Annotated in this window: 13 protein-coding genes and 1 pseudogene; 7 read left to right on the forward strand and 7 right to left on the reverse strand. The window is 65.3% G+C overall.

All coding sequences use genetic code 11. From position 1 onward, the window contains the following. Positions 1 to 11: 11 nt before the first annotated feature. From PE067_RS18825 to PE067_RS18840, 4 genes and pseudogenes are all read left to right on the forward strand, one after another. Positions 12 to 536, forward strand: a complete 525-nt coding sequence (locus PE067_RS18825) for a DUF2478 domain-containing protein (protein WP_276191223.1) — start codon at positions 12 to 14, stop codon at positions 534 to 536. Further along, positions 533 to 781, forward strand: a complete 249-nt coding sequence (locus PE067_RS18830; protein WP_276191225.1) for a sulfurtransferase TusA family protein — start codon at positions 533 to 535, stop codon at positions 779 to 781. Before PE067_RS18825 ends, PE067_RS18830 begins: the two co-directional genes overlap by 4 nt. Continuing rightward, positions 774 to 1,706, forward strand: a complete 933-nt coding sequence (locus tag PE067_RS18835) for an AEC family transporter (protein WP_276191226.1) — start codon at positions 774 to 776, stop codon at positions 1,704 to 1,706. The genes PE067_RS18830 and PE067_RS18835 overlap by 8 nt, the downstream gene beginning before the upstream one ends. A gap of 2 nt (positions 1,707 to 1,708) precedes the next feature. After that, positions 1,709 to 2,506, forward strand: a pseudogene (locus tag PE067_RS18840) (crotonase/enoyl-CoA hydratase family protein). On the opposite strand, the gene PE067_RS18845 reads toward PE067_RS18840, so the two are convergent. From PE067_RS18845 to PE067_RS18865, 5 genes are all read right to left on the reverse strand, one after another. Beyond that, entirely contained in the window at positions 2,507 to 2,818 is a 312-nt protein-coding gene (locus PE067_RS18845; RefSeq protein ID WP_276191228.1) for a DUF2794 domain-containing protein, read from the reverse strand. It abuts the pseudogene before it with no gap. Between the two features lie 5 nt (positions 2,819 to 2,823). After that, complete coding sequence (locus PE067_RS18850; RefSeq protein ID WP_276191230.1) at positions 2,824 to 3,231, reverse strand: I78 family peptidase inhibitor; 408 nt, start codon at positions 3,229 to 3,231, stop codon at positions 2,824 to 2,826. A gap of 8 nt (positions 3,232 to 3,239) precedes the next feature. Continuing rightward, positions 3,240 to 3,611, reverse strand: coding sequence for a hypothetical protein (locus PE067_RS18855; protein ID WP_276191231.1), 372 nt, complete (start codon positions 3,609 to 3,611; stop codon positions 3,240 to 3,242). Positions 3,612 to 3,790: 179 nt separating this feature from the next. Further along, the gene (locus tag PE067_RS18860) at positions 3,791 to 4,462 is read right to left on the reverse strand and encodes a TetR/AcrR family transcriptional regulator (RefSeq protein WP_276191232.1); all 672 of its coding nucleotides are present in this window, start codon (positions 4,460 to 4,462) and stop codon (positions 3,791 to 3,793) included. Positions 4,463 to 4,762: 300 nt separating this feature from the next. Beyond that, positions 4,763 to 5,005, reverse strand: coding sequence for a hypothetical protein (locus PE067_RS18865; RefSeq protein ID WP_276191234.1), 243 nt, complete (start codon positions 5,003 to 5,005; stop codon positions 4,763 to 4,765). A gap of 454 nt (positions 5,006 to 5,459) precedes the next feature. On the opposite strand from PE067_RS18865, the gene PE067_RS18870 reads away from it, so the two are divergent. The 3 genes from PE067_RS18870 (at position 5,460) to pcaQ (ending at position 8,891) form a co-directional block, all read left to right on the forward strand. Further along, positions 5,460 to 7,358, forward strand: a complete 1,899-nt coding sequence (locus tag PE067_RS18870) for a glycosyltransferase (RefSeq protein ID WP_276191235.1) — start codon at positions 5,460 to 5,462, stop codon at positions 7,356 to 7,358. Continuing rightward, a complete protein-coding gene (locus PE067_RS18875) occupies positions 7,292 to 7,813 on the forward strand; it encodes a hypothetical protein (RefSeq protein ID WP_276191236.1) in 522 nt (173 codons plus the stop codon). Before PE067_RS18870 ends, PE067_RS18875 begins: the two co-directional genes overlap by 67 nt. A gap of 133 nt (positions 7,814 to 7,946) precedes the next feature. Continuing rightward, positions 7,947 to 8,891: a pca operon transcription factor PcaQ gene (gene pcaQ, locus PE067_RS18880; RefSeq protein ID WP_276191237.1), complete on the forward strand. Its 945-nt coding sequence runs from the start codon at positions 7,947 to 7,949 to the stop codon at positions 8,889 to 8,891. Here the strand turns inward: pcaQ and PE067_RS18885 are convergent. Both PE067_RS18885 and PE067_RS18890 read right to left on the reverse strand, forming a co-directional pair. Next, positions 8,878 to 10,158, reverse strand: a complete 1,281-nt coding sequence (locus PE067_RS18885; RefSeq protein WP_276191238.1) for an alpha/beta fold hydrolase — start codon at positions 10,156 to 10,158, stop codon at positions 8,878 to 8,880. The two genes, pcaQ and PE067_RS18885, sit on opposite strands and share 14 nt — an antisense overlap. Before the next feature lie 69 nt (positions 10,159 to 10,227). Continuing rightward, positions 10,228 to 12,099 carry a sigma-54-dependent Fis family transcriptional regulator gene (locus tag PE067_RS18890; RefSeq protein ID WP_276191239.1) on the reverse strand — a complete coding sequence of 624 codons (1,872 nt, stop codon included), beginning with the start codon at positions 12,097 to 12,099 and terminating at the stop codon, positions 10,228 to 10,230. Positions 12,100 to 12,172: the final 73 nt, after the last annotated feature.

The raw sequence follows: 12,172 nt of genomic DNA on the forward strand, positions 1-12,172 counted from the left end.
CAGGTCATCACATGAGGCCCGACATGCTTGGCTATATTTCAACGACCGAGACCCCCGGCGCGGCGGATCTGCTGCTGCAGGATCTGGCGGCGATGCTGGCCGGGCGCGGGGTCAGGCTGGCGGGCGCGGTGCAGATCAACACCGACACCGGCGCGGGCTGCACCTGCGACATGGATATCCGCATCCTGGGCGATGACGGACCCGCCGTGCGCATCACGCAGGCGCTTGGCTCTGGTTCGACAGGCTGCCGTCTGGATGCGGGCGCGCTGGAACTGGCCGTGGCGCGGGTCGAAAAGGTGCTGGATCAGGGCGCCGATCTGGTGATCCTGAACAAATTCGCCAAGCAGGAAGCCATCGGCAAGGGGTTCCGCGACCTGATCGCCGAGGCTCTGGCGCGGGGCGTTCCGGTCCTGACCTGCGTGCCGCCGGAATATCTGGACCAGTTCCGCGACTTTGCCGGCGATATTGCGCAGCCGGTGGGGCATGGCACCGTCTCTGACTGGTGCCTTGCCGCGCTGCACGACGCCGCCGCATGACCACCATCGACGCGCGCGGCCTGCTGTGCCCGCTGCCGGTGCTGCGCCTGCGCAAGGTGCTGAACGGGCTGGAGCCGGGGGCCGAGGTCACGCTGATCGCCACCGACCCCGCCGCCGAAATCGACGTGCCGCATTTCTGCCATCAATCCGGCCATGAATGGCTGGGCGCGGGCGCGGGCGACGGCAACAGCCGGGCCTATCGTGTGCGCCGCGGACCGGACAGAACACCCCTGCCAGATGATTGATATCTTTCTGAAAACGCTGCCATTCTTTGCCCTGATCGCGACCGGATGGCTGGCCGGGAAATGGCGTTTCTTCAACGCAGAGGCGACCGCCTGGCTGACGAAATTCGTGTTCTATTTCGCGCTGTCGGCGATGCTGTTCCGCTTTGCCGGGACGCTGCGACTGGACCAGCTTTTCGATCCGCGATTCTTGCTGGCCTATGTCACCGGCTCTCTGGCGGTGTGGGTCCTGGCCCTGATCGTCGCGCGCAGCCGCAAGCTGCCCCTGACCGATTGCGCGATGGAGGCCCATGTCGCCATGACCGGCAACACCGGCTTTCTGGGCGTACCGATGCTGGTCGTCTTGCTGGGCGAGCGTGCCATCGGGCCGGTGCTGATGGTGCTGACCGTGGACATGATCCTGTTTTCGACGCTGTTCACCCTGATCGTCACCGGCGCGCGGCAGGGGCGGCTGTCCATGGCCATGGTCTGGCCGCTGATCCGGGGGGTCGCGGCCAATCCGATGATCGTGTCGATGGTTCTGGGGCTGGCGTGGTCCGGCGCGGGCATCCCGATGTGGGGGCCGCTGGACGATTACCTGACCCTGCTGGGCGCGGCCGCGACGCCCGGCGCGCTGTTCGCCATCGGCGCCAGCCTAGCCCTGCACCGGGCCGAGCGTCCCGGCCCCGCGATCTGGCTGAGCCTGTGCAAGCTGATCCTGCACCCCACGGCCGTCGGCATCGCCGCGCTGGCGGTCTTTGCGGTCGAACCCTTTGCCGCCGGGGTGATGATCTGCGCCGCTGCCCTGCCCGTGGCCGGAAATGTCTATATCCTCGCGCAGCATTTCGGTATCGCGGTTCAGCGCGTCTCCAGCGCGATCCTGATTTCGACGGCGGCCAGCATCCTTACCGTCCCGCTGGTCATCCACTGGCTGATGCAAGGAAGATGACGATGGTCGATCTTGATTCAATCCCGCTGGAACATCTGGCCCTGCGGGTCGATGATGACGGCATCGCGACGGTCACGCTGAACCGCGCGGCGAAACGCAACGCCCTGAACGCCGCCACCGTCGAGGAACTGATTGCCCTGTTTTCCGCCTTCCCCCGCGCCGGTATCCGCGCCGTCGTCCTGCGGGCGATGGGCGAACATTTCTGCGCCGGGCTGGATCTGGTCGAACATTTCCATCAGGACCGCCGCCCCGAGGATTTCATGCATCTGTGCCTGCGCTGGCACGAGGCGTTCAACAAGATGGAATATGGTGGCGTCCCGATCTTTGCCGCGCTGAAGGGCGCGGTGGTGGGCTGCGGGCTGGAGCTCGCCTCGGCCGCCCATGTCCGCATCATGGATCACACCACCTATTTCGCCCTGCCCGAAGGCCAGCGCGGCCTGTTCACCGGCGGCGGCGCGACGATCCGCGTGGCCGGTCTGATCGGCAAGGCGCGGATGATCGACATGATGCTGACCGGCCGCATCTACCGCGAGGCCGAAGCCGTGACCGTCGGTCTGGCCCAGTATCGCACCCCCGATTCCGAGGCATAAGCCTATGCGCTGGCCCGCATGGCCGCCCAGAACCCGCCCCTGACGAATTTCGCGATCTGTTCGGCGATTTCGCATATTCAGAACATGTCCGCGCTGGATGCCGCCTATGCCGAGGCGGTCGTGGCTGGCGTCGTCAACACGCAGGACGCGGCACGGGGGCGGCTGGAATCCTTTTCCAAAGGCACGGCGGCCAAGGTCAAGCCGCAGTAGTCAATCAATCGGGCGGATCAGCTTGCGTTCCAGCACGCGCAGAACGGCGCGCAGGTCATGGCCGCGTTTCAGCACGCGCCCATCCATGCCGATCACCGCATAGGCGCCCTGCGCCGCCCGCAGCCGGGGCCGCTTTTCGATGCGATACAGCGGATGTTCGGTCGCCCGGCGAAAGACCGAGAAGACGGCGACATCGCGCAGAAAGGACATGGCGTAATCGCGCCACTCACCCGCGGCGACCATCCGGCCATAGACGGTCAGGATGATGCCCAGTTCACCCCGGTCAAAGACGACGCGGTCGGGATCGGGCATCTGGGTTACCTGCGGGTTCGACATGACGGAATGGTGACAGCCGATCCCACGGCAATCAACAGGAAAGGGCGGCCACGGCCGCCCCCTCTGGCGCGAATGCGGTCCGGTGTGGCGCGAATGCGCAACCCGTGACGCGGATCAGTAGCAGGAAATCTTTCAATCCGCTGGTTCGTCGAAATCTCGACGTTCAGGCGGTTGGGGCGATAATCCATCGTCACCGCGCTGCCCGGCTGGATGATCCGGGTGCCGATGGGAAAGTTCATCTTGTCCAGAACCGAAGCGGGCTGACCGACCAGCCCCTGATACTGGCTGGCCGCACATTCATCCACGGGCGGCTCGGCCGGTGGGGTCTGCTCCTCCGGCACGCAGGCCATCAACGCAAGCAGCGGGGCATAACGCAGAAATCGTGTCATCCTGAACCTCAACCACAGTCGATATTGGTGATGTTGCCCGCCTGATCCAGACGGAAAACGATGCGCAGCGAATCGTATTCCTGCGATCTGATGCCGCGATATTCGACGACATTATAGCTGCGGGTGATGCCAAGCGTCGGAATGACCGAACCGGGCTGGCCGATCACATGGCGGTAATCCCCGGCGTGGCAGGCGTCGGGTTCGCGCGACTGCAGCCCGCTGATCCCCGCGACAGGCGCCACGCCCGGGGCGGGTGCGACGGGGTCGGCCATCGGCACGGGCTGGTTATAGGACGGGTCGAAGGGCTGGTCGTAGGACTGCGGGGCCATGCAGGCCGCCAGCGGCAGAATTGCAAGAAGCGCGGTCAGGGCTTTGTTCATTCTCGGGCTTTCCGGCTCGGACGTGTGATCGGGCCAGCTTACACATCCGGCCGGGGCTTGAGAAGCGGGCTGCATGGGGAAGCTGCGCACAAATTCGCTTGTTTCCCCACGGCAACCAAATGAATTTCCGGTGTTTTCAGAGTGATCTCGTCGAAATTTCGCGATAATCAATGCCGGCGCTATTCCGCCACGGCACGCGTCGAACCTGCGCCCGAACCGGCCGCCGCACTTGCGCCCGCGACGCCGTAGCAGGCCAGAAACATCCGCACGGCCCCGCGATTGATCCGGCGCAGCAGTTCCTTGTCTATCGAGTCGGGTCCCAGAAACACCGCGCGGTCGTGGATCGAGGTGCTGGACAGTTCGATCAACTGATCCGCCGCCAGTTCGAAATCATTCACCGCCAGTTCGCCGCGTTCGACACAACGCTGGAAATAGCGGATCAGCTGCGACCGCAACTGTCCCGGACCCGCTTCGTAATATTCGCGGGCAAGCGACGGAAAACGTTCGGATTCACCGACGCTGACACGGAAAACCCGCACGCCGAATTCCGACACCATATAGGCAGAGATCATCTGCACGATGAACGGCAGCACCTGTTCGATCGGCAGGTCCACGTCGATCAGCGCGCTGGCATCGGCGGTTTCACGGGTCAGTTCCGCCCGAAAGACTTCGATGAACATCAGCCGCTTGTCGGGAAAATAGCTGTAAAGCGTCGCCTTGGAAACAGCCGCCTCGCGCGCGATATCATCGACACTGGCGCCTTCGAAACCGTCACGCAGAAACACTTTTCGCGCGCCTTCAAGCACTTGGGCGAATTTTCGTCCCCGGGTGATCGGCAGAACTCTGGACATCGGAAACAACTCCTTTGGAAACGGCGACTGCAATAGCCTTACTTTACGTCAATACAAATCACTCATAACAGATCAGGGCTGACGAATTAAACGGTCCGGTTCTCTCCTTCGGTGCAATGCCCGGGTAAGGCGCCAAGCGGCAAAACAAGTCAATATCGAATTGCGAAAACCGGCCATAAAACAACACACTCATGCAGCGTTTCAACAACAGCGCCAGTGCGCCATACCCCGGCGATGATTGTCGCAGACAAGTCGGGTGCAAGACAATTGGCATAAAACTGCCTATCCTTAATCGTGTATTCATATAATAAAAACAACCATTACGGGAATTTTGGACGCCAATCCCTCTGTCCGCCACAGAGTCAAACTGCATATGATCTGCGCAATTTCATCAAATGAGTGGCGATACGCATCTATAGTGTGCCCTGCCTGCCTGATGACCTGCCCAAGCAACACGGACGGATCACAAACCATCTCAATACCAATGAGTTCACTTATCGCTCTGAATTCAGACAGCCGTTCCGGATGCAGCAGCGAATCCATGCCGATCCTCAAACCCGCCATCCTGCCCAATCCAGCAGACACCGGGGGAATATCACCCAAGGCATTGGAGTAACAGGATAACAAACAACGGACACAGCAGGCGACAGTTCGCTCATCCTTGGGTTGAAGCTGCGTCTTTTCAGCGCCATAACGACAAAAAAGCGATCTCCTGCGGAATGGGATCGGGCAGCATGCTATCCTATCGAATGTTCTTTCCGCGTGGCGCCCGCCGCGCACCCCGGATAGTCAGGCGCCATCGCACAAAAGAGACGCGAATTTCGTAGATTGATTTCCCCTGTCGCGGTTTTCGCGACCGACCGCATGACGGCAAGACGATATTCTGAAGCTGATCCAGACCAGTCCATTCTTTGACGCGGATTGGTATATCCGGAGCTATCCGGATGTCGCCGTTTCGGGCCTGTCGTCCGCCCGGCATTATCTGCGCTTTGGCCGGTTGCTTGGCCGCGACCCCGGCCCGGATTTCAGCAGCGCGCCTTATCTGCATCATAATCCGGACATTCCCGAAAAAGGGTTAGAGGCGCTGACCCATTATGAAAGCCGGGGCCGCAAGGGCAACCGGCGCCATTTCGCCTCGGATGCCGCCCGCCCCGGCGAAGATCCGGCGATCATCGCCTCGGTGATCGACCGGCGGCGGCTGAAGCTGGATCCCCAGCAGGCGCGGGACGAGGTTCTGGCCATTCTGGCCGAACGGCCGCAGGGGCCGATCCGGCGCAAGCTGGACCGTTTCGATGCCGACATCAGCGCGGCGCTTTGTCGACGCGCTGATGTCGCTGCGCCCCGAAGAAGGAGCAGCAAGCCTTCGACCCATGACAACGTCGCGGTGGTGCTGCGCGGGCTGGCGGGCGACCGGCCCCGGCCCGGCCAGCTCAGCCTGATGTGGAACATCTCGCATCCCGACCAGATCGGCTATGACGAATATGCCGCCTATCACGGGATTTTCGTCGCCTCGTCATCCTGGGCGGCGCTGCTGTCGCAGATTCTGGGCCGCCCGGTCGAAACCATGCTGCAATGCACCGACCGCAGCCGCTTCGGCTTTGATCCGCGCCCGCCCGCGCCGGCTGGTCCGGGCGTCTTTGTCGGCAATTCGCGCAAGACCTATCGCGACATCGTGCGCTGGTCGGTCGAGCCGGGCCTGCCCGTCGATATCCACGGCCAGCATTGGGAAGACTATATTCCCGCCGCCATGATCCGCAGCCAGAACGTGCCCAACACCCGGCTGTCGGGCCTTTATGCCACGGCGGCCTTTGTGCTGAACGACCATTGGCCCTCGATGCGCGATTTCGGCTTTGTGTCGAACCGGGTCTTTGACGTGCTGGGCTGCGGCGGGCGGCTGGTGTCGGACGAACTGCCCTCGATCCGGGGGCTGTTCGGGGATGCGGTGCTGATGGTCCGCGACCAGCAGGATTTCAATGCGCGGGTGTCGGGCGGGCTGCCCGCCCTGTCCCCGGCCGAGCGGCGGGCGGCCGCGCAAAAGGTGCTGCGTCACCATAGTTTCGACGCCCGCGCCCGGCAGCTTGTCGATTGGGTGCGCGCCTATCTGTCGACGGAAACGCCGGTGGCCAGCGGCGCCGCGCAGGCGATGGTGGCCGCAGGGCGGCTGCGCATCGGCATGATCGCCGCGCGGACGAACGGGCATCCCGACGCGGCGGCCTTTGTGCGCCTGTTCGGCCCGCTGACCACCGATGCCGCGAATGCCTGGATCGAACTGCTGTCGCTGGACACCGATACGCCCCGGCTGGCCGGTCTGGACGGGGTGATCGTGCAGGATGGTGCCCTGTCGGCGGATGCGGCGCTTGCGCTGACCGCGCGTCTGGCCAAACGCAACCTGCCGCTGTTTCTGGACATTCCCGCCGGGACGACCGGCGATGACGCGACCCGCGGCCTGCTGGCCGATGCCGCCCATCAGGTCTGGGCTGCGACCCCGCAGGCCGTGCCCGGCATCGCGGCCCGGATCGTGCCCGACGGAATCGATCCGCGCTACTGGCGTAATTACCGCAAGCCGCGCCTGCCGCATTACCGCAAGGGCAAGCTGCGGTCGAGGATTTTCTGGAAGACGGGCTGCGCCATTTCGACAGCAAGGCACAGGATCAGGACGCGCCAATCCTGCATGGCGTGTCGGATTGGCTGCAAGAGACGTTCCGCATCATGGAAAGCTGGGCCGGTCAGGGCGAAAACCCTGCCGATCGCGCCACGCTGGACCGCATCCGGGCAGAGCTTGACCGGGCGGAAACGCTGTTCGGCGGGCTGGTCCGCGATGGCCGTAACGTGCGGCGCACGCTGCAGGCGATTGGCGACATTCGCGCCGACGCCCGGCAAAGCGCCGCAGAGCTGACCGCCGCGCAAAAGCAGTTGGCCGCAGCCGAGGCCCGTGAAAAAGACGCCCTGACGCGGCTGCGCCAACAGGCCGATCAGGCCGACAGGCGCATCCATGATCTGGAATCGCGCCTGTCCGTGGCCCAGACCGAGGCCCGCGAACAACGCGGCGATGTCGCATCCGCGATCCGCCGCCTTGAGGCACGCAGCCACGAACTGGGCCTGCTGACCCGCCGTCTGGTCGAAACCGAAGATGCCCTGACCGCCGCCAGAACCACTGCGGCGAACCCCGTCGCGCCCGAACCCGCAATGCCCACACCCGCAGCACCGGTGATCGACTCCGCCGAACATGATGCGCTGAAACGGCGCATTGCGGAACTGGAACAGCTGGACGCCCTGACGCGCGGCAGCCTGTCATGGCGCGTCACCCGCCCGCTGCGCGCCATCCGCCGGATGATCCCGCCCCGGTCCTGACCCATAAGGCCCCCCGCCGCATCGTGCCGAGCACGTGCCGGACCGGCGCGGGCGGTGGGGGCGCGCATGACATTCCATTCCGGCAAGAAAAACCCGCTTTACGCCGGTATTTCTGCGCCATACGGTTATCTGCATGGATCGGCGCATCAAATTCAGACATCTGGAATCCTTCATCGAAATCACCCGGCAAGGCAGTCTCAAGGGGGCGGCCGAGGTGCTGCACCTGACCCAGCCCGCCATTTCCAAAACCCTGCGCGAATTGGAGGAAATCCTTGAACTGCAACTGCTGATGCGGGGTCGTGCGGGCATTTCCCTGACGCCCGAGGGCGAAACCTTCGTGCAATTCGCCGAACTCAGCCTGCGCGCGCTGAAGCTGGGCATCGACAGCCTGGACCAGATGCGGCAGGGCGAACGCGAACGCCTGATCACCGGCGCGCTGCCAAGCGCCGCCGCCCGCCTGATGCCAGAGGTTTCACGCGTGTTTTCCAGCCTGTCGCCGGGCACGCTGCTGCAGATCGAGGACGGCCCCCACAGCTATCTGGCCGACCGTTTGCGGGGCGGCGATATCGAGGTGCTGATCGGCAGGCTTGGCACGCCCGCCCAGATGGACGGGGTCAGCTTTACCCAGCTTTACCTGGAGGATGCGGCCTTTGTCGTCCGCGCGGGCCATCCGGCGTGCCACAGTTCGACCCTGCGCGAGATCGAGGGTTATCCGCTGATCTATCCCCCCAAGGGCGCGGCGATCCGCGAACAGGTCGACCGCATGGTCCTGTCCAGCGGCGCCGATCTGGATTTGCGGATCGAAACCATCTCGGGCGCCTTCGGCCGCAATATGACGCGAAGCTCGGATGTGATCTGGGTGATTTCACGCGGCACCATCGCGCCGGAACTGGAAAGCGGCGAATTCGTCACCCTGCCGATAGATTGCAGCGGCAGTTCGGGGCCGGTGGGGCTGATGATGCGGGCGGACGAAGAACCCTCGCCCATCGCGCGGCTGTTCTGCCATGCGGTGCAAAAGGCCGTCGAGCAACTGGGGCTGGCCGATTTCCGCGACGACGGCCGGGTCAGGAAAAGTTGAAGCCTTCCAGCCCGTCACCCATCGCCAGCAGCCGTTCCAGAACCCGGCTCGCGGCGCGCAGCCCGTTATGTTCGTATTCGCTGGTGATCCACAGCCGCGCATTGCCCAGATGGCGCGCGGTTTCCAGCGACAGGTCCATATCGACATACATGTCGTCGCTATAGACCGCCGCCGTCACCGGCACCTCATTCGCGGCCAGCCGCGCCGCGTCATAGAAACCACCCCGCGCGGGCATCCGCGCCAGCGCATCGGCGGCGGGCGCAAAGGGGCGCAGGGCCGCCATGTCCTGAAACATCCACGGATAGATCATTTCCCCGGTGAACAGCAGCGGCCGGGCAGCGGCGGCAAAAGCCGGGAATTCCGACAGCAGCCGTTCCGCTGCCCAATCGGTCGCCGCGCCGGTCCGGCCATAGATCGCCTCGTGAATCGCGGCATAGAGCGGGCGCTGGTGGTAGGATGTGGCATCGGCCACGGCGGCAAGAAAGCCGTCCGACAGCCGGTCATCGGCGCAAAAGGCATCCTCCAGCAGCCAATGCAGCGCCTCGAACCCTTCGGACATGCCCAGCCCCATGCCCAGATGCTGAAGCCGGCGGCTGTGCAGCCGGTCGCCGTCGGGCAGGCGGATGTCATGGGCGTCCAGATGGTCGTCCAGCCGGTCCAGCAGCGCGCGGTCCTGCGGATAGCGGCGGAAATATTGCGCGTTCTTGGACGCCACGCGCGGATAGGTCTGGCGATAGACCTGCGCCGCATCGGCATGGATGCCGGGCAGCCCGCCGGTGACATAGCAGCCCGCCAGACCTTGGGGCGCGTGCGACAGATAGGTCAGGGTCAGGAAACCGCCATAGCTTTGACCAAGGGTGAACCATTTCCGGCCGTCGAACAGGGTCTGGCGGATATGTTCGGCGTCGCGGATGATGCTGTCGGCCAGAAAATGCGACAGATAGCGCCCGCCGTCCCCGGCGTCCATCGCCTGCATCCGCCGCGCCTGAACCGGCGATGACAACCCCGTGCCGCGCTGGTCCAGCAGCAGCACGCGAAAGCGTTTCAGCGCGACCGACAACCACCCCGGCCCGCCATTCGGGCGCGGCGATCTGCCCCCCGGCCCGCCCTGCAGGAACAGCAGCACCGGCAGGTCGCGCCCTTGCCCCGGCGCGGCGATCTCCCGCGCGAAAACGGTGATCCGCTCGCCCTCCGGCTGCGCCCAGTCCAGCGGCACGGGGATGCGGTGATCGGTCACGGTAAAGCCGGGAATGGAATAGCTGGTCATGGTCACCGCCTGTCATCTGCGCATTCGCCGCCACCCTACAGGCTTGCACCGACGCGCAACAGGCCCCGGCTAACCCCCGCGCGGATCCAGCCCATAGCGCCGGATCCGGCGATGCACGGTGGACCGGTCCACCCCCAACCGCCGCGCGCAGGCTGAAACATTGCCCCGCGTTTCGCGCAGCATCCGTTCCAGCACCAGCGCATCCGAGGACGGGTTGGCACGAACCGGAACCGTCACCAGCCCCGCCAGCGCGATTTCGGACAAGACCCCGCCACCCGTCCCGAACGCGGCCAGCCTGCGCGCCAGAAAGCCCAGTTCGCGCAGATTGCCGGGCCAGGGATGGGCAGCCAGGGCGCGCATCACCTCGGGCGGGATATCCAGCCGCCGTTCGGCTGCCTGACAGATCATCCGGTCGGCCAGCCACAGCAGGTCCTGACGTTCGGCCAGACGCGGCAGCGCAAATGTCGCGCCGCACAGGCGATGGCAGAAATCGGCCCGCAGCGCGCCCGTTTCGATCAGCGCCGCCGCGCCCTGCTGGCTGGTCGCGATGACGCGCAGATCGACCGGCACGGGACGCAGACCGCCCAGAGGCACAAAGCTGCTTTCCGACAAAAGCCGCGACAGGCGGCTTTGCAGACGGTCGGGCAGTTCGTCGATATTCTGCAGGACCAGCGTGCCGCCTTCCAGCTCGGCCAGCAGGCCCGGCTCCAGCCTGCGCGCGGACAGGCGACCGAAAAGCTGCGCATCGGACAGGGGATCGGCCAGATCGGCGCAGGACAGGGTGACGACCGGGCCGCGACGGCTGGCCTCGTGGATGGCGCGGGCCAGCGTCAGCTTGCCCGTGCCGGTTTCGCCGGAAATCAGGATCGGCAGGCGCGAGGTCGCGACCGAGGCCGCGCGGGCCAGCAGGTCGGTCATCTGGGGATCATCGCCCGCCAGCGCACGCAGGGGGGCGGACATCCCGTCGCGCAGCGCCTCGGCCCGGCCCACCGCCCTGACTGGCGCGGGGCGCGGCTCGATCGCATGGGCGAACAGGCGGTGGCCGTCGCGGGTTTCGATCAGACGCTCGGCTGCGGCGCGGTCGCGGGTCAGTTCGTCCAGACGGTCCAGCCGCACATTCAGGAAATCCGACACCGGCCGCCCGATCAGATCGCCGCCCCGCCGCCAGTCGATCCCGGCGGTCCCGGTCAGGATCCGCATCGCGCCATGGGTCGCGCCAATGATCCGCCCCGAGCCGTCCAGCGAAATCGCGGCCTCGGGGTCGACATCCAGAAAATCGGGGCTGCCCGCCAGCCGCAACACCCATTCGCGGCGGCTTTCGGCCATGATATTGGCCATTTCGATGCGCCTGACCGCCTGCTTGACCAGATTCAGCGCCATCGACTGGCTGGCGCGCGGCAGGGGCGAGGACAGCAGCGAGATATCCAGCGCCGCCACCAGCCCGCCCCGCGTGTCATAGACCGGCGCCGCCGTGCAGGACAGCGCGCCATGGGTCGCATCGAAATGGTCGGTCTGGTGGATGATCAGCGGCTCGCCCGATTCAAGGCAGGCGCCGATGGCGCAGGTCCCGGCGCGGGGTTCGGACCATTCGGCGCCCAGATACAGGCCGCCCCGCCGCAGCATCGCCTTTTGCGCCTCATCCCCCAGATATTCGACGGTGACGCCCAGATTGTCGGACAGCATCAGCACATAGTTCTGGCCCGCGACCAGCGCATACAGCCGTTCGATCCCGGAACGCGCGATGGCGACCAGATCCTCGGATCGCTGGCGATGTTCGCGCAATTCGGCATCGGTGACGATATGGGCGGCGGCGCGATTGGCCGGGTCCAGCCCGTGCTGGTTCAGGCAGCGCAGCCAGCTTTCGACCACGACCGGGTCGCGCTTGGCGTTCCGCCCCTGCCAGACGCTTTCGATTTCGCGGATATGGTGCAGGTCATCCACCGGCGACCCCGCCCACCGGCCGGCACAAGGCCGGGCGACAGGCCCAAGGCCCACAGGCCGCCCCCGCCGCTGC

The sequence above is a fragment of the Paracoccus sp. DMF-8 genome (assembly GCF_029309835.1).
GTDB lineage: Bacteria > Pseudomonadota > Alphaproteobacteria > Rhodobacterales > Rhodobacteraceae > Paracoccus.